Genomic DNA, 17,818 nt, shown 5'->3' with positions numbered 1-17,818 from the left:
CGGGGTCTTCGCCAGAGTGAAGGCCGATCGCCGAAGGGGTTTCGGGAAGGACGAAATCTGTCCGCTGCGGCACGCAGCCGGGCGCCGCCCGGTCAATTAATCGTTGCAAATTGCTCACGGTTGCGACAGGTCCGGGCCATCCGGACAGGGGCAAACGCCGCCCATGCCCGGCGCGAAGATGCCCTTGCGGTGACCTTGAAGGCTCGGCCCGCGCGCACCACCTGTCGGGGTGGACGCAGAGCACTTGCCACACGGTACAGGGCCGACAACCGTCATCCGGATGATCGAAACCTTGAACCCAGCCCCCCTCTCATCCGCCACCGACCGCACGAGCGGAAAGCGGCGCCTGCTGGTTTCGATCCACGACGTCTCGCCGCGGTCGGAAGCGCAGGTGGACCGGCTGGCGGAACTGATCGAGCGCCGCGCGGGCCACGCCAGCTTCGCCATGCTGGTGATCCCCGACCATTGGCGCAGCGCCCCGATCGAAGGCAACGCTGCCTTCGCCGCGCGGCTGCGCGGATGGGCCGATGCCGGAATCGAGATGTTCCTGCACGGCTGGTGCCACCGCGACGAGACGCCCGCGACGCAGGGCCTCGCCGGGTTCAAGGGCAAGCACATGACCGCCGGCGAAGGCGAGTTCCTCAACTTGCCCGAAGCCGAGGCGCTGGCCCGGATGGAGCGCGGCAAGGCGCTGCTGGAAGATATCCTGGGCCGGCCCGTCGCCGGTTTCATCGCGCCGGCCTGGCTCTATGGTCCCGGCGCCCACGCGGCGATGGCCCGAGCCGGATTTGCACTGGCGGAGGATCACATGAAAGTGTGGCGCCCGGCGACCGGCGAAGTGCTGGCGCGCGGCCCGGTGGTGACCTGGGCCAGCCGCAGCCCCGGCCGCATCGCCAGTTCGCGCGCATTCGCCGCGCTGGCCCGCGCCGCACTGCCGATCACGCGCACGCTGCGCCTGGCCGTTCACCCCGGCGACACCACCGTGCCTGCGCTGCTGGACAGCATCGACAGCACGCTGGCGCGCTTTGTCCGCAGCCATGCGCCCTCGCGCTATGCCGACCTTCGCGGGTCAGGCTGAGCGCGGACGGGGACCGACCACAGACCATGACCGCACAGGCAACCAATGCCGGCCGCCAGCCGCGCGTGCTGACCTTCCTCCACAGCTTCGAGCCGGGCGGGGTGGAGCGCGTGGCGCTGCGTCTTCACCGCGCATGGGTGGATGAAGGCGCGGATGCGCGTCTGGTGATGGGTCGGCTGGACGGCGCGATGCGCGCCGAATGGCCGGGGCTGGAGCCCGACGTGTTCGGAAGCCGGGGCATCGACACCGGGCCGCTGGAAACCTTGTGGATGATCTTGCGCCTGCCCGGAGCGATCCGCCGGCACCGCCCCGACGTGCTGTTCTGCGCGGGCAATTCCTATACCGTGGTGGCGGTGGCGATGAAGCTGTTGCTGGGCCGTCGCTGCCCGCCGATCATGGCCAAGGTGAGCAACGATCTGTTGCGGCTGGACCTCCCCGCTTTCGCCATGCCGTTCTATCGCATCTGGCTGCGGATGCAGGGGCGGTTCATCGACCGGCTGGTGGCGATTGCCCCGGCCATGGTCGACGAGATCGTGGAACTGATGGCCGTGCCGCTGGAGCGCGTGGCGGTAATCGAGAATCCCGCGATGACCGGCGAGGAGCTTGACCGTCTGGCCGGCACCCCGCGCGCACCCCACAACGGCGGGCGGCGCTTTCTTGCCGTGGGCCGGCTGGCCGCGCAGAAGAACTTCACCGGGCTGGTCGATGCATTTGCCCGCATCGCCCGGCACGACGACCGGCTGACCATCTGCGGCGAAGGCGGCCAGCGCGCGGCGATCGAGGCGCGCGCGCGCAGGCTGGGCGTGGCCGACCGCGTGCTGCTGCCCGGGCATACCCACCCGCTCGATGCGCCGCTGGCCGAAGCCGACGCACTGGTGCTTTCATCCGATTACGAGGGCCTGCCCTCGGTCGTGCTCGAAGCCTATGCCGCCGGGCTGCCGGTGGTGGCGACCGATTGCAGCGCCTCGATGGCATCCCTGCTGGGCCACGGGCGCTTCGGCCTGCTGGTTCCCCCCGGTGACGTGGGCGCGCTTGCCACGGCCATGGACCGCATTGCCGATCATCCCTTCGATCCCGAATTGGCGCGCGATGAGGCGCGTCGGTTCACCGTTGATTTAGCTGCGCGCCGCTATCTGCAGGCGATGGAGGATCTTGTTCCGTGTTCCACGCCATGCGCACCGTGATCCGCTAAAGGTCTTCCCGATGCCCGAATCATCCCTTGTCCAGCCTTCCCTGCCGGCTGCGGCCCCCACCGTGCAAAGCGGCCTGCGAAAGTGGGGCGCCTATCTTGGCCCGGCGATCTCGGCCGCGATCCTGATCGCGGTGCTGCTGGAACTGCGCAAGCTCAACTGGAGCATCGTCTGGTCGATTCTGCCGACCGACCCGGTGATCTGGCTGATCTTCGTGTTCAGCTATTTCCTCAGCCCGTTCACCGATCTCGTCATTTTCCGCCGGCTGTGGGGCATCCCGTGGTCCGGCATCCTTCCGCTGCTGAAGAAGGTCGTCGGCAACGAGTTGCTGCTTGGCTACATCGGCGAAGTCTATTTCTACGACTGGGCGCGGCGCCATGTAAAGATGGAGGGTTCGCCCTTCGGCGCGGTGAAGGACGTGGCGATCCTTTCCGCCCTGTCCGGCAACATCATGACCCTTGTGATGCTGGCGCTGACCTGGCCGATGATCAGCAAGCTGGGCTTCGGACAGAGCGGCAACGTGCTCGCGATGTCGCTGGGCATCATGCTGCTGACCTCTGTCGTCATCATGTATTTCCGCAACGGACTGCTCAGCCTGCCGCGCCGCGAACTGTGGTTCGTGTTCGGGATGCACTGCGTCCGTCTTGTCGGCAAGACGGCCCTGACCGCGCTGGCCTGGGCCATGATCCTGCCGGAAGTGCCGCTGAGCGCGTGGCTGCTGCTGTCCACCGTCCGCCTGCTGCTGTCGCGCCTGCCGCTCATCCCCAACAAGGACATCGCCTTTGCCGGCGTGGCCGCGCTGCTTGTGGGCGCGCAGGTCAAGACCGGGGTGATGGTCGCCATGCTGTCGATGCTGACCGTCGCGATGCACGTGGTGATCTTCATCATCCTGCTGCTGATCGATCTGGTGCAAAAGGAGAAAACCGCATGAAACGCATCGCCCTGCTCGCTGCCGCGCTCGCGCTGCTGCCCGGCGCGGGTCCGCTGCGCTCCACCCCCGATCTGGGCAAGGCCGAGGCCCAGTGCCGCCCGAACGAGAGCGGCCCGGCCTTCATGGTCGAAGTGGCCGGGCTGAAGGACCATACCGGCCGCCTGAAGCTGGAAGTCTATCCTGCCAACGACGCCGATTTCCTGGCCGACGACAACGTGCTGGTCGCGGCCGGCAAGACCTTTCGCCGCGTGGAAGTGGCCGTGCCCGCTGCCGGTACGCCGCACCTGTGCGTGCGCGTGCCCGCTCCCGGCGCTTATGCAGTGACCGTGCTCCATGACCGGGACGGCAACCGCAAGTTCAACTGGACGCACGATGGCATCGGCTTTTCGGGCAACCCGAAGCTGGGCTGGTCCAAGCCCAAGGCGCGCAGCGTTTCCGCCACGGCCGGCTCCGGCGTGACGCCGTTGCGCATCGTGCTCAACTACCGTAACGGGCTCATGTCAGTCGGACCCATCAGGGGAGCGTGATGAAGCTCGTCGATGTCTGTGCGTTCTATGCCCCCAAGGGTGGCGGAGTCCGCACCTATGTGGATCGCAAGCTGAAGGCCGGCGCGGCACTGGGCCACGAAGTGGTGGTGATCGCGCCGGGCGAACGCGACCTGATCGAACAACGCGGGCCGAACGCGCGGATCGTGTGGCTGAAATCCACGCTGTTCCCGCTCGATTTCAATTACCGCTACTTCAACGATACCGAAGCGCTCTATGCCGCGCTGGACCGCGAGCAGCCCGATTTCGTCGAGGCGTCCTCGCCCTGGCGCAGCGCCAGCACGATCGCCGACTGGCCAGGCGATGCCCCGCGCGCGCTGATCATGCACGCCGATCCGCTTTCTGCCTATGCCTACCGCTGGCTCGATCCGGTGGCCACGCGGCCGACGATCGACAACCTGTTCGACCGCTACTGGCGGCACCTGCGCCGACTGGACGATCGCTACGACATGATCGTGAGCGCCAGCCAGGGGCTGTCCGACCGGCTGATCGCGGGCGGGCTGGAGCACGTGGTGACCAATCCGATGGGCGTCGATCCCGGCGTGTTTTCTCCCGCGCTGCGCGACGAACGCCTGCGCGAGGGGCTGCTGGCGATGTGCGAGCTTCCCGCCGATGCCACGCTGCTGCTGGGCGTGGGCCGCTTCGCGCCGGAAAAGCGCTGGCCGATGCTGGTGGAAGCGGTCACCGCCGCCGGCACGCACGCACCGATCGGGCTGGTGCTGGCGGGCCAGGGGCGCGACCGCAAGTCCATCGAGCGCAAGATCGCGGGCAACCCGCATATCCGCATCCTGGCGCCCATCACCGACCGCGGCGAACTGGCGCGGGTGATGGCCAGCGCCGACGCGCTGCTCCACGGCTGCGAAGCCGAGACGTTCTGCATGGTCGCGGCCGAGGCGCGCGCCAGTGGGCTGCCGCTGATCACGCCCGACGAAGGCGGCGCGGCGGACCAGGCGCGGGCTTCGGGCGGATACATCTACGAATCCGCCAATGCGGCGGCGGCGGCCGAGATGGTCGTGCGTTATGCCGCAGAGCGCCGCGCCGGGCTGGCCGGACCGCGCGCCGACATTCCGCCGCCGCGCACGATGGACGATCACTTTGCAGAGCTGTTCGCGTCCTACGAACGGCTGATCGCACTGCCCCGCCCACGGCGCCTGCGCGCAGCCTGATCGAGCTTTTCCGTCAGGCCTTGAGCCTGGGCGCAAGCAGCACGCCCGCCAGCGTCAGCCCGCCCGCCACGGTCAGGAACAGCCCGACGAACGGCGTTCCGCCTCGCGCCGCCAGCATCTGCGCGGCGAACGGTGCCATCGCGCCGCCAATGATCCCGCCCATGTTGAAGGCCAGGCTGATGCCGGTGTAGCGGACCGGCACTGCATAAAGCGTGGGCAGCCAGCTGCCGAGCGGACCGTAGACCAGCCCCATCACGAACAGCGACAGCGCCAGCGTGGCGAAAACCACGGGCAGCGATCCCGACCCCAGCCCGCTGCCGAACACCAGCCCGACCAGCGCGGTGAGCAGCGCGCCCTTACCGAGCACGTTCTTGGCGCTGGTCTTGTCGGCCCAATATCCCGCGACGAAAATACCGATGGCGAGGAAGGTGTTGGCCCCCAGCTGGACGGCGAGGAACTCCTGCTTGGCATAGCCGAGCCTGGTCGTGGCGAACGAGAGCGCGAACGTGGTCGCAAGATAGAAGATGGCGAAGCACGCCACCACGCCGGCGATCCCCGCGACCACAGCGCCGGGATGCGCGCGCAGCAACTGGCCGACGGGCACCGCGGGCGGTGCTTCGTGCGCCATCGCTTCCTTGAAAGCCGCGGTCTCGCCGATCTTGAGCCGCACCCACAGGCCAAGCCCCACGAGCACGGCGCTGGCGAGGAAGGGAATGCGCCAGCCCCAGCTGGTGAACTGCGCCTCCGACAGCGTGAAGCTCAGCAGCAGGAACAGTCCGTTGGCGAACAGGAAACCCAGCGGCGCGCCCAGCTGCGGCGCCGACCCAAAGCGCGCTTCCCAGCCCTTGGGCGCGTTCTCGACCGCGAGGAGCGAGGCACCGCCCCATTCGCCGCCAAGGCCGAAGCCTTGCCCGAAACGGAGGAGGCACAGCAGCGCGGGGGCGATCGGGCCGGCCATGGCGTAGGTCGGCAGAAAGGCGATCAGCAGCGTCGACCCGCCCATCATCATCAGCGAGGCGACGAGTGTGGACTTGCGGCCGATCCTGTCACCGAAATGGCCGAAGGCGATGGCCCCCACGGGCCGCGCAAAGAACGCGAGGCCAAAGGTCATGAACGCCAGCAGCGTTTGCGCGGCCGCGGATTCCGCCGGGAAGAACAGCGGCCCGATCACCAGCGCGGCGGCCGTGGCGTAGATATAGAAATCGTAGAACTCGACCGCCGTGCCGACGAGGCTGGCCGTGAGCACCCGCGCGTGTTGCCGCACCGGGTTCATCATGCGCGGGCCTTCCGGCACGTTGCGGCTTGCGTTTCGATCATCCCTGCCATCCCCGAGCGAGCGTCTGTCGCCCTCGCCATAGCGGCAGGCGCCCCCGGCGCAAAACGTGAAAGGGCGCCGGTTGCCCGGCGCCCTTTCCGCTTGCGACCCGAGAGGGGGGAACTCGGGAGGGTTGAAGTGGAAAATCAGATCCCGCCGCGGTTGCGGCAGTTGTCCTGCCCCTTCTTGGTGCAGACGGGATACTTCTTGTTCATTGCATCGGCCGGCGGAGGCGGAACGGCGCTGCTGGTGGTGGTGGCGGCATAAGCCGCGCCCGGGGTGGCAGCGGCCGCATCAACCGTTCCAGCCGCCGTGGGAGCCGGCGCGTTGGCATCGGCCGTGGCGTCGGCCATCGGCTTGCCGGTCGATGCGCCGCTCGGCGGCGTGGCCGGCTCGGCCGGTGTTGCCGGCGTGCCAGTGCCGGGGCTGGGCTGCGCAGGCGTTGCCGGGGTGGCCCGGCCGTTCACCTGCGCGACAATCGAAGGCCACACCTGCACTCGCTGTTCAGGCGTCATGCCATAAATCTGCGCCCGCTGTTCGTCGGTCAGTGCCCACCAGCCCTTCTGCTGGGCAGCGTCGAGCGTCCAGAAATATTCCTGGTAGGTGGACGGCCACGCATCATATTTGGTCCGCTGCTCGGCCGCCCATGCATCATATTGGGTCTTCTGGTCAGCGCTTAGCGTAAAGGTGCCCGCGGGCGTGGCTGCGGTGGCAGCGGCGTCAGCCGAGGTCGTCGCCGTCTGGGCGTTGATGGCCGCCGGCACGCCGGTCATGGCCAGCGCCGCCGCGCTGAGGAAAAGCAGTTTGCGCATTCATGGTCTCCTGTTTCTCTTATGACCCGGAGGTTTGGGGAGACTACGCGGCGAATTTCGGCTTGTTCCGCGCCGGGCGGTGAGTTGTTGAATTAAGAAGATGAATTGACGACATCTTTTCTCAAGTTCGATGAATCGTTTCCAGTCAGAGATGAATCATTCCCGGAATGGAATGTGCATCGACAGATGCGTCGACGAATTTCGATCATGAACTGTAAATTAACGGAAATCTATACTTCACCCCACCCCTCTGTGTCGATCACCCCGATTTTTATCAATACCGCCAGTACCTTATCATTTTCCCTCCGAGATTTACCTGCTTGAAACCCGAAACAGGGGAAAAGCGCGGCAGATCCAACAGGAGACCCGGGAAGTGCCGAACATTGCCAAATATATCTTCGGGGGGTGCTTCTTCGTGTGGATACTGGCGATGGCCTCGTGCGGCATGATGGGCGCGGGCAGCATCATGATGATAGACGGCCTCTCCCGTTCCGAGACTGCGCAAAAGATCGCGCGCAAGCACCGCGAATACGAGCTGAATGAGCACAACGAACGCGCCAACCGCGAAGCGTCGGTCCACGAGCGCGACGATTATCAGGCGGACTACTACGAGAACTATGAGAACTGACCGCGCCAATCCCCTTGCCGAAGAGCCGCTTGTTCACTAATCGTTCCGGGTGAACGCAATCCATGAATCAAACGGTGGCTTTGCCGCCGGCCTGAACGAACCGCAGCGCGAAGCCGTGCTGACCACCGAGGGGCCGGTGCTGATGCTGGCCGGCGCCGGCACGGGCAAGACGGCGGCGCTGACCGCGCGCCTCGCCCACCTGCTGCGCCAGCGGCTTGCCTGGCCCAGCGAAATTCTGTGCGTCACGTTCACCAACAAGGCCGCGCGCGAAATGCGCGAGCGCGTGGGCCAGCTGATCGGGCCGTCGGTGGAAGGGATGCCGTGGCTTGGCACGTTCCACGCGGTGGCGGCCAAGATGCTGCGCCGCCATGCCGAACTGGTCGGCCTGCAATCGAACTTCACCATCATCGACACCGACGACCAGCTGCGGCTGCTCAAGCAGCTGATCCAGGCCGAAGGACTGGACGAAAAGCGCTGGCCCGCGCGCCAGCTCGCCGGGCTGATCGACAAGTGGAAGAACCGCGGCCTCAACCCCGCCGATCTCGATGCGCTGGACAACGAGGCTTATGCCAACGGCAAGGGCCAGCGCTTCTACGCGCTCTACCAGAACCGGCTGAAGGACCTGAACGCCTGCGACTTCGGCGACCTGCTGCTTCACATGCTCAACATCTTCAAGCGCGAGCGCGACATCCTTGCGATGTACCAGGAGCGCTTCAAGTACGTGATGGTGGACGAATACCAGGACACCAACGCGGTGCAGTACCTGTGGCTGCGGCTGATCGCCCAGACACGCAAGAACATCTGCGTGGTGGGCGACGACGACCAGTCGATCTATTCCTGGCGCGGCGCTGAGGTGGCCAACATCCTGCGCTTCGAGAAGGATTTTCCTGGCGCGAAGGTGATCCGGCTGGAGCAGAACTATCGCTCCACCCCGCATATCCTGGGCGCGGCATCGGGCCTGATCGCGGAGAATGCCGAACGGCTGGGCAAGACGCTGTGGACCGAGCGCAATGGCGGCGACAAGGTGCGCGTGATCGGCGTGTGGGACGGGCCGGAAGAGGCGCGCCGCATCGGCGAGGACATCGAGCGGCTGGAGCGCGAGGGCTGCTCGCTGAACTCCATCGCCATCCTTGTGCGCGCGCAGTTCCAGACGCGCGAGATCGAGGACCGGTTCATCCAGATCGGCCTGTCGTACAAGATCGTGGGCGGTTTCCGCTTCTATGAGCGCGCGGAAATCCGCGATGCACTGGCCTACCTGCGGCTGGTCGCACAGCCGTCGGACGACCTCGCGTTCGAGCGCATCTACAACACCCCCAAGCGCGGCCTTGGCGACAAGACGCTGGAGAAGCTCCATCGCCATGCGCGGGCGCGGGCCATCCCGCTGGCCGCCGCCGCGGTCGAGATCTGCGATACCGACGAACTGCCCACGCGCGCGCGGAATACGCTGGCCGCGCTGATGCGCGATTTCGCGCGCTGGCGCGACGAGGCGCGCACGCTGGTTCCCGCCGAACTGGCGCGCACGCTGCTTGACGAGAGCGGCTATACCGCCGCGTTGCAGGCCGAAAAGAGCGCCGAGGCGAATGGCCGCCTCGAAAACCTGTCCGAGCTTGCCCGCGCGATGGAGGAATACGAAACGCTCGGCGATTTCCTCGAGCATGTCAGCCTGGTCATGGACAACGACCGCGGCGAGCATGAGGAGAAGGTCACGGTGATGACCATCCATGCGGCGAAAGGGCTGGAGTTCGACCAGGTGTTCCTGCCCGGCTGGGAGGAAGGCGTGTTCCCGTCGCAGCGCGCGCTCGACGAAGGCGGCCTTGCCAGCCTGGAGGAAGAGCGCCGACTGGCCTATGTGGCGATCACCCGCGCGAAGAAGCGCTGCACCATCCTCCATGCCGCCAACCGCCGCATCTATGGCCAGTGGACCAGCTCGATCCCCTCGCGCTTCATCGGCGAATTGCCGGCCGACCATGTCGAGGAGGAAACCACCCTGTCGGGCGGCGCTTCGCTGTGGCGCGCGCAATGGTCCGAACATTCCGACCCGTTCGCCGATGTCGCCCGCGCCCAGCCGGCCCGCACGGTGACGCGCGGCCCCGGCTGGCAGCGCGCGGCAACGCAAGGATACGATCCGGCGCCGCGTCGCCTGCCCGAAGCAACCCGCTCCGCCGCCAGCTTTGCCGCGAAGCCCCGCGCCGATATCGGGCCGGGCGCGCGCGTGTTCCACGACAAGTTCGGCTATGGCACGGTGGCCGCGCAGGAAGGCAACAAGCTGGAAATCGACTTCGAGACGGCCGGCCGAAAGCGCGTGATCGACAGCTTCGTCAAGCCGGCCTGACGCGCCGCGGGGCGCCCCGGCGCCCCCTCCCCCATCCAAAGAAAAGGGCGGCGGCAAGAAACCTTGCCGCCGCCCGTCAAGTCAGGGTGGAAACCCGAACGAAGCGGCCCGGTGAGGCCGCCCCGTCCTTTACATCAAAAGTTGACGGTCGCGTCGAAACCGAAGGTCCGCGGCGCGTTGAAGTTGGCATAATCGCCCAGCGTGTTCGCATTTGCCGACGAGCGACGATAGATGTGCGTCTCGTTCAGCAGGTTGCGCGCCCAAGCCGAGAGAGTCAGCTTCTGGCCGTTGTCGTTCATCGGGATGTCGGCGAGCGCAACGCGGCCGTTCACGATGAAGCTGGCTTGAGTCTTGGTCGTCTCGTTCTGGAAGCTATACATGCTGCTGGCGTAGTTCGCATCGACGTGGAAGCGCAGCGAAGTGCCGGCACCACCGATCGGCACGGTGTAGTCCGCATAGGCAGCCGCAGCGTGCTCAGGCGTGAACACCACGAACACCTGCGTGTACACCGGCTTCGCCAGCGTGCTGAGGAACGGGTTCAGCGTCGCCGGAACGTTGGTGTAGGTGTAGGCGTAAGACGCACCCAGGGTGACGCTGTCGATCGGCTTGACCGTCAGCTCAGCTTCCACGCCGCGGATCTTCGACTTGCCGGGCGAGTTGCCGGTTTCCTCGGTGTGGAGGTTGTAGGTCGGGCTGGTCGGATCGGTGTCGACGTTGTCGAAGTCGATCTGGGTGCCGGTGCGGTCCATCATGTAGCCCGCCAGGTTCAGGCGGACGCGATGGTCAAGCAGGTCCATCTTCGCGCCGATTTCGTAGGACTTCACGACTTCCGGATTGAACGGCGCGAAGGTCTGCGAACGCGAGTTGGCACCGCCGGCGCGATAGCCGGTCGAATACTTGGCGAACACGTTGACGGTCGGTGCGACGTCGTAGGCCACGGTCACCATCGGATCGAAACGATCCTTGTCGAAGGTGAACGGGAAGTTCGTCGGCTTGTTCTGAACCGTGGTCAGCGTACCGCGACGCTTGTCCTTGGTGTAGCGGCCGCCCACCGTGATGTGCAGCGGATCCACCGGGGTCCAGGTTGCCTGGGCGAACGCCGCATAGCTGTGCGCCACGGCGTTGCTGTCACGCTGGCGCGACCAGTTGGATTCGTTCCAGGCGAGCGCATCGTTGATGGTGTAGCCGGTGCCGTCCGCGTTCCACTTGTTCGTCGAAGGCGTGGCGGCGAATTCGCGCACGTTTTCGGTGAAGTAGTAGAGGCCAACCACGTAGTCGACGCTATCGAGGCTGCCGACCGCCTGCAGTTCCTGGCTGAACTGGCGCTGGTGCAGGTCAGACAGCGAGTAGCGGCTGAAGTTGGCGTTGGGCGAGAAGATCGTGCGGTGTGCGCCGCCCGAGTTGTCCCACTGGTGGGTGTCCACGCCGCGCCAGGCCGTGATCGAGCGCAGTTCCAGCGCGGGGCTGACCTTGTACTTGATCAGCGAGGTAAAGCCGTGAGTGTCGTCCACGCTCGGCTGCTGCGGCACGCCGATGTCGGCAGTCGACATGCGCTTGTCACCGCTGACGGTCACGAGCGGCGAAAGCGGAGCGATCATGCCCGACGGAACCTTGCCGCCATTGCCGTTGATCTGGGCGATCGTGGCGACCGGCAGGCCGTTCGGGTTGTAATTGACCAGCTGGCTGTAGAACGGGGTGTTCTCGTCGCGAGCGCGATCATACGACATTTCGACCGAGAAGCCGTCGATCGGCTCCCAAAGCGCGGTAATGCGGCCGCCCTTGCGGTCGTACTGGTTCCAGCCGGCCTGGCCCGCGAGCGGGTTCTTCACGGTCGGGTCCTGATGCTGGACGATGCCGTCAAGCTTGAACGCGACGTTGGCGATCTTGGGCAGGTTGAGGTGGATTTCACCGTTGTAGCTGCCGAAGTTGCCGGCACCGGCCGAGACGCGGCCACCGAATTCACCGGTGGGCTTGCGCGTCACGATCGAGACCGCGCCGCCTTCGGTGTTGCGGCCGAACAGCGTGCCCTGCGGGCCACGCAGCACTTCGATGCGCTCAACGTCGAGCAGCGCCGCGTTGAGGCCCTGCGAACGGCCGAGATAGACACCGTCGATGTAGACGCCGACGCCGGTGTCGCGGGCGGTCTGGTTGGCGTCGAAAGGCACGATGCCGCGAATGCCGACGGTCAGCGCCGACTGGCGGGCTTCGAAGGTGGCGACGCGCAGCGAGGGCACGACACCATCCGCAAGGTCGATCAGGCTCTGGACGTGACGATCCTTCAACGCCTCCGGCGCCATGACCGAGATCGAGATCGGGGTCTTCTGGAGATTGGTCTCACGCTTGGTCGCGGTAACAACAATCTCGGTCAGTCCCGAGCTGTAGGTGCCGCCCGACTGGTCGGCACTGGTTGCATCGGCGGCAGGAGCCACCGAGATCGAGGTCTGGGCGAATGCAGGGCTGGCCGCGAGCGCGATGGCGCCCGCTCCGGCCAGCAGGCCGGCACGAATCTGATAATCGAAAGTCATAGTTCCCTCACTTGCGAAGACTTTTTGTCCCCCCGGGCGAGGCAGCCACTACGCTGTGAAGAATGCAGTTTTGTGACAGTTTTGATGAACCGGTTGTAATCTATCTCTGAAAATAGACTGCGATTTGACCATCGGTGACCGGACTGCCGAATTCCGTGCTTTTTTCACGGAACGCCGTGAATGCGAGCACGCAATGTTACAGTAATGTTTCATCTATCTGACTTTAGGTTGACTGACATTTAGCGTCACCGCTTCTGCAGCGGGCAGCGAGGCATTCATCAATCCGGCCAGAGTCGGCGCGATGGAGCGCATATCGATGCCTCCTAACGAAAGTCCGGACGCAATGCCCGGCCCCATCACCAGGAACGTCGAGCGCATATCGGCAAGGCCGGGAAAATACCCGTGCATCCCCTTCACCCGTGCAGCGCGCACCAGCGGTGCGCTGGCGCCCGCGAACGGCGACGCCACCGCACCGGGCTTGAGATCGACATAGAACGTAGCTTGCGGATTGCCGCCGGCCGCCGCGATCTCGTCCTTGCCGGCGATGTGCGCGAAACGCGCCTGCGGATCGGCCGCGAGCTTGTTCAGGAGCGCTTCCACCCGGTCCTTCAGCGCGGCATCGCCGGGCCGTGCCAGCACCACGGCGACCGAGCCGCCCGACGGCCATGGCATCGCCTCCCACGCGGAAACCTTGCCGTCGGCGTCGAGCGTGATCAGCCCCGCATCGATGAAAGGCCGGAACAGGTTCACTTCGGTATCGGTGGCGGCAAAACCGTGATCGCTGACCACGGCCACGGCCGCGTCGGGATGCGCCGCCATTTCCGCCGCGACCAGCTTGCCGACCAGCGCGTCGATACGTTCCAGCACGGCGTGCGCTTCAGGGGAACCCGGGCCGCTGGCGTGCTGCTCGTGATCGAGCGCGGTGAGATAGACGGTGACGAAACCGGGCTTGTGCCGTTCGATCAGGCGCACGCCAAACTTCGCGCGGGTCTCGTCGCCGCCGATGCTTTCGTCGATGCCGTCGGCATAGCCGCCGCAATCGTGCTCCAGCTCATCGACGAGGCCGTCGGTGGCGAGCGCCTTGAGCAGCTTGCGATCATCGGCATGGCCCGACCGCCAGATCTGCGGCAGATTCCAGGTCAGCGACTTCACGCCGACGCTCACCGGCCAGTGGACGTTGCCGGTGGAAAGGCCGGCGTCCTTCGCCGCATCCCACAGTGTGCGCGCGGTGACGTCCTCGGCATACCAGTACCAGCCGCCGTAATTGATCTGCTTGGGATCGAACGTGTTGTTTGCCACGATACCGTGCCGCGCGGGGGCGGTGCCCGTCATCAGCGTGGTGTGGCTGGGATAGGTCAGCGTGGGCAGCACGCCGGTGACGCCGGTGGCCGACGCGCCTTCCTTCACGAACCGGCGCAGGTTGGGCACTTTCAGCCCGCGCTTTTCCGCCTCCAGCACGTCGCCCGGGCGCAGCCCGTCGATCGACACGAGGAGGACGGGCCGGGCCGAAGCCGCGGCGGGAACGGCGGCAAACGCCGCGCTGATGATCAGCGCGGCGCCCCCGAGGAGAGCGTTCTTCATCGCTCCCTTGTGCTTCATCAGAAGCCTGCCTTCAACGTCACGAACACCTGGCGCGGCGCGCCGGCGAGGAACGTCTGGTTGTCACCCATGTTGCCGAAGCCATTCGACCCGATGGTCGAGATGTAGCGCTTGTCGAACAGGTTGGTGACGTTGGCCTGGATCTCCACCGGCTGACGCGCACCGATGTCGAAGCGGTAGCCAAGCGCGGCATCGACGATGGCGCGGCTGGGAACGCTGCCACGATCGTCGCCCGCAACCAGCAGGTCGTTGGTGTAGGTGAAGTAGCGCTTCGACATGAAATTCACGCCGACGCGGCCGAACACCGTGTCGCTGTCATAAGCGACTTCGCCGTGCAGCAGGTGCTTGGGCGAATCGACCACCGTCTTGCCCTTGGTGGCGATCGTGGTGACGATGTTCTTGGTGGGGTCGGCCGGGTCCTTCGTGGTGATCACCACGTTGTCGCGGTAGCTGTTGTCGTTGTAGCTGTACGACGCGAAGACCGAGAGGCCGTTGCCGAACTTGTATTCGCCGCTGGCCTCGATGCCCTGCGCGCGGACGCCGCCCACGTTCTGCAGCGCATTGGCCGCGCCGACGATGCCGACCGAAGTCGGGATGGTCAGCAGGCGGTTCTTGAAGTCGACGTAGTAGCCGGCGAGCACGCCCTGGAAGCTGCCCGAGGTGTAGCGCAGACCGCCTTCATAGGTATCCGACTTTTCCGGCTTGAGGAACGGCTTGATCGCGTCGAACCCGGCCTGCGTGGACGAGAACGGACCGGCGGTGGTGGCCGAGGCGAAGGCGCGCGTGACAGAGGTGAAGCCGGCGAAGGCTTCGATGCCATTGCCGAACTTGTAGTTCACGCCGGCGTGCGGCTGGAACCAGTCCTTGGTCGAAAGATCGCCCACGGTGCGGCCGCCGGCGACGATGGCGCGCGCCTTGTTGTCGACCTTGAAGCCCTTCCAGCCCAGGTTGATGCGCGCATCGCCCAGCGAGATCACGTCCTCGACGAAGTACTGGTAGGTCTTGGTGTTGAACTGCACGTCCCACTGCGTGAAGAAGGGGTTGCGCATGAAGTGCAGGTGATCGCGGCCCGGATTGGTGCGGCTTTCGTAGGCATAGAAGCGGCGGGCCTGCTCGAAGTCGTTGTTCTCGTACCAACCGCCGATGGTCAGGTTGTTCATGCCGAGATCGGCATTGATGCTACCGAACACGCCGCGACGGTCGATGCTGTATTCCGTGGTGCGGACGGCCATCGGCACGCCGGTCGGGCTGTTGACATAGGGGGTGCCCCAGGTGCCCTGGCCATCGTTCTTGTGCAGGTAGGTCTTGACCTTGAACGTGACGTTCGAGGTCAGCGACGCGGTCATGCCGATCGCGCCGAGCGTGTCGCGGCGCAGGCCGGATGCGTCATAATAGGCATCGTCGACCGACTTGATGTTACCGGGATAGACCTTGCCGGCAGCAGGGTTGAGCGGGGTGGTGCCGCTGTCACCGCGGTTGGCCGCGATATCGGCCACCTGCACGGCGAGCGCATAGTTCGACGGGCCGAAGTTGTCCCAGTCGTAGCCGAGGCGGTTGATCATCTCGAGGCTGAGATCCTGGTAGTCCTGCTCGGCGCGGTCCGAATGGCTGAAGAAGCCGTCGAACTGCACGTCGCCCACCGGTACGATCGCCTTCGCATTGACCGCCCACTGGCGCTGCTTGCCGTCACCCTTCCACTTGTCGGCGGTGCCATAGGCGAACGAACCCATCACGCGTGCGCCGGCGGCCTCGCCAATCGCACCGCGCACGAAGCCGCGGTAGGTGTTGTCGGAGCCGGCAGTGGCGTTGAAGTCGATCGCCTGGTTCGCCGAACCGAGCATCGAGGCCGGGTCCATCGAGGAGAATTCGAGCGTACCGCCCAGGTTGTTGGTCGACTGCGTGTCGATCGAACCCGAACCCTGCGAGACCAGCGTCGAACCGACGTTCTCGGGCGAGATCGCGCGGCTGATGTGCAGGCCGTTATAGTTGCCGTAGCTCATGTCGCCGAGCGGAATGCCGTCCAGCGTGAAGCCCAGCTGGTTCTGGTTGAAGCCGCGGATGGTGATGCGGGTCGACCATTCATACGCGCCGAAGGGATCGGCCGACTGGAAGTTGACGCTGGGCAGCTTCTCGACCGCCTTCAGCGGGCTGGAACCGGCAGCGAGGATGGCGATGTCCGCGCTCGAGATTTCCTGGACCTGGCGGGTCTGGCCAGCGCCGAACACGACGATCTCGCCCGATCCGGCAGCCTCGGCAGCGGGTGCGGCTTCGGCAGCGGCTTCGGCTGCGAACGCGGGTGCAGCCGCGAGCATCGCGGTCCCGGCGAGGAGATAAGTCATGAAGCGCATAGGATAATCCCTCATGGATTTTAGTTGTTGCGCTGCGGCGGCTAGGCCTCCTCCGTTGCAGGTTCGTGCCAGTTCCGTGACGGTTTGATTGCAAGGATCACGCAATCCCGTGAGTGAGGCGCCGGCACCACACTTTTCCATTCATTGGAACGTTCGGAATGATTTTATCCTGATTTCACGATGGTTCGCGGAGACATAGAGAAGGCTGCAGCACCGGGCGGCCGATACCGCCCCTTCTTCTGCCAAAGGATCCCCGCCGATGACCACCGCCGCTGCCACCCCCGTTTCCGCTTCGACCGCCACCCCTGCCCAGCCACTGCTCGCCGCCGGCGGCCGCGTGCTGCTGGCCGCGATCTTCGTGCTGAGCGGTGTAAGCAAGCTGACCGCCCCGGCCGCAACACTCGCCTATATCACCAGCGCCGGCCTGCCCCTGCCGCAGGTGGCCCTCGCCGCGGCGATCCTGATCGAACTGGGCGGCGGCCTCGCGCTGATCGCCGGCTACCGCCCCCGCCTGGTCGCGCTGCTGCTCGCCGGCTTCTCGGTCGTCACCGCCTTCGCCTTCCACGGCCAGCTGGGAGACCAGAACCAGTTCATCCACTTCTTCAAGAACATCGCGATGGCCGGCGGCCTGATGCAGGTTGCCGCCTTTGGTGGCGGGCGCATTGCCATTCACCGCGACTGACCGCAGAAATACCAGCGATTGCGCGGCGTGCCCGGCCGGGTGCGCCGCCCCTGCCCCGGAGACGACCATGACCGCCCGCACCACCGATCCGCGCGTCCTTCCCGCCATCGCCGACCGCTGGTCGCCCCGCTCGTTCGACGGCAGCGCCGTCCCGGCGGAAGACCTCGCGGTGATCCTCGAAGCGGCCAGCCTTGCGCCTTCGGCCTACAACCAGCAGCCGTGGCGCTTCCTCTACGCCGTGCGCGGCGATGCCAACTGGGACCACTTCGTCTCGCTGCTGGTGCCGGGCAACGCGGTCTGGGCGAAGGATGCCGGCGCGCTTCTGTTCGCCGTGTCCGAAACCACCTTCCCCCGCCCGGACGGCGCCAAGCCCAACCGCAGCCACAGCTTCGACGCCGGCTCGGCATGGGCGCTGCTGGCCCTGCAGGCAACGCACATGGGCTATCACGCGCACGCCATGGTCGGCATGGAATTCCCGCGCGTGCGGCAAGAACTGGCGATCCCCGAGGACTTCCACATCAACGCCGCCATCGTCATCGGCCGCAAGGATGCCCCGGAAAAGCTGCCCGATGGCTACCGCGAGCGCGAGGCCCCCAGCGGCCGCAAACCGGTGTCGGCATTCGCGGTCGGCGGGAAGTTCACCGACCTGCCGGCGGACTGAACGCCG

The 17,818-nt window shown here is 66.0% G+C and carries 14 protein-coding genes; 9 read left to right on the top strand and 5 right to left on the bottom strand.

What is annotated here, in order from left to right; all coding sequences use genetic code 11:
- Positions 1–292: 292 nt before the first annotated feature.
- Genes OLX02_RS00985 through OLX02_RS00965 form a run of 5 tightly spaced genes read left to right on the top strand, consistent with a single transcriptional unit; the run spans position 293 to position 4,910 of the window.
- A complete protein-coding gene (locus OLX02_RS00985; protein ID WP_264419471.1) occupies positions 293–1,078 on the top strand; it encodes a polysaccharide deacetylase family protein in 786 nt (261 codons plus the stop codon).
- Between the two features lie 26 nt (positions 1,079–1,104).
- On the top strand, positions 1,105–2,262 hold the full coding sequence (locus OLX02_RS00980; RefSeq protein ID WP_264419470.1) for a glycosyltransferase: 1,158 nt from the start codon (positions 1,105–1,107) through the stop codon (positions 2,260–2,262).
- Between the two features lie 19 nt (positions 2,263–2,281).
- Positions 2,282–3,199 carry a hypothetical protein gene (locus OLX02_RS00975; protein WP_264419469.1) on the top strand — a complete coding sequence of 306 codons (918 nt, stop codon included), beginning with the start codon at positions 2,282–2,284 and terminating at the stop codon, positions 3,197–3,199.
- A complete protein-coding gene (locus OLX02_RS00970) occupies positions 3,196–3,726 on the top strand; it encodes a DUF2141 domain-containing protein (RefSeq protein WP_264419468.1) in 531 nt (176 codons plus the stop codon). The genes OLX02_RS00975 and OLX02_RS00970 overlap by 4 nt, the downstream gene beginning before the upstream one ends.
- On the top strand, positions 3,726–4,910 hold the full coding sequence (locus tag OLX02_RS00965) for a glycosyltransferase (protein WP_264419467.1): 1,185 nt from the start codon (positions 3,726–3,728) through the stop codon (positions 4,908–4,910). The genes OLX02_RS00970 and OLX02_RS00965 overlap by 1 nt, the downstream gene beginning before the upstream one ends.
- Before the next feature lie 13 nt (positions 4,911–4,923).
- Here the strand turns inward: OLX02_RS00965 and OLX02_RS00960 are convergent, their stop codons facing one another.
- Together OLX02_RS00960 and OLX02_RS00955 are read right to left on the bottom strand one after the other, a co-directional pair.
- Complete coding sequence (locus OLX02_RS00960) at positions 4,924–6,183, bottom strand: MFS transporter (protein WP_413630049.1); 1,260 nt, start codon at positions 6,181–6,183, stop codon at positions 4,924–4,926.
- Positions 6,184–6,371: 188 nt separating this feature from the next.
- Positions 6,372–7,037 carry a hypothetical protein gene (locus OLX02_RS00955; RefSeq protein WP_264419465.1) on the bottom strand — a complete coding sequence of 222 codons (666 nt, stop codon included), beginning with the start codon at positions 7,035–7,037 and terminating at the stop codon, positions 6,372–6,374.
- A gap of 373 nt (positions 7,038–7,410) precedes the next feature.
- On the opposite strand from OLX02_RS00955, the gene OLX02_RS00950 reads away from it, so the two are divergent.
- Positions 7,411–7,665, top strand: a complete 255-nt coding sequence (locus OLX02_RS00950; protein ID WP_264419464.1) for a hypothetical protein — start codon at positions 7,411–7,413, stop codon at positions 7,663–7,665.
- A gap of 49 nt (positions 7,666–7,714) precedes the next feature.
- Positions 7,715–9,997 (top strand): ATP-dependent helicase, encoded by a 2,283-nt coding sequence (locus OLX02_RS00945; RefSeq protein WP_264419463.1) that lies wholly within the window; start codon positions 7,715–7,717, stop codon positions 9,995–9,997.
- 134 nt (positions 9,998–10,131) lie between these two features.
- Here the strand turns inward: OLX02_RS00945 and OLX02_RS00940 are convergent, their stop codons facing one another.
- The 3 genes from OLX02_RS00940 to OLX02_RS00930 all read right to left on the bottom strand — a co-directional run bounded on the left by OLX02_RS00940 (position 10,132) and on the right by OLX02_RS00930 (position 16,469).
- A complete protein-coding gene (locus tag OLX02_RS00940) occupies positions 10,132–12,522 on the bottom strand; it encodes a TonB-dependent receptor (RefSeq protein ID WP_264419462.1) in 2,391 nt (796 codons plus the stop codon).
- A gap of 213 nt (positions 12,523–12,735) precedes the next feature.
- Positions 12,736–14,121 carry an alkaline phosphatase family protein gene (locus OLX02_RS00935; RefSeq protein WP_264419461.1) on the bottom strand — a complete coding sequence of 462 codons (1,386 nt, stop codon included), beginning with the start codon at positions 14,119–14,121 and terminating at the stop codon, positions 12,736–12,738.
- Entirely contained in the window at positions 14,121–16,469 is a 2,349-nt protein-coding gene (locus tag OLX02_RS00930; protein WP_264419460.1) for a TonB-dependent receptor, read from the bottom strand. Before OLX02_RS00930 ends, OLX02_RS00935 begins: the two co-directional genes overlap by 1 nt.
- Positions 16,470–16,728: 259 nt before the next feature.
- On the opposite strand from OLX02_RS00930, the gene OLX02_RS00925 reads away from it, so the two are divergent.
- Positions 16,729–17,151: a DoxX family protein gene (locus tag OLX02_RS00925; protein ID WP_264419459.1), complete on the top strand. Its 423-nt coding sequence runs from the start codon at positions 16,729–16,731 to the stop codon at positions 17,149–17,151.
- 67 nt (positions 17,152–17,218) lie between these two features.
- Entirely contained in the window at positions 17,219–17,812 is a 594-nt protein-coding gene (locus OLX02_RS00920; protein ID WP_264419458.1) for a nitroreductase family protein, read from the top strand.
- Positions 17,813–17,818 lie beyond the last annotated feature (6 nt).

Origin of the sequence: Novosphingobium sp. KCTC 2891, assembly GCF_025938155.1 — a bacterium.
GTDB lineage: Bacteria > Pseudomonadota > Alphaproteobacteria > Sphingomonadales > Sphingomonadaceae > Novosphingobium.
Note: the sequence above shows the minus strand (reverse complement) of the source record. Positions and strands in the feature narration are given on the sequence as shown.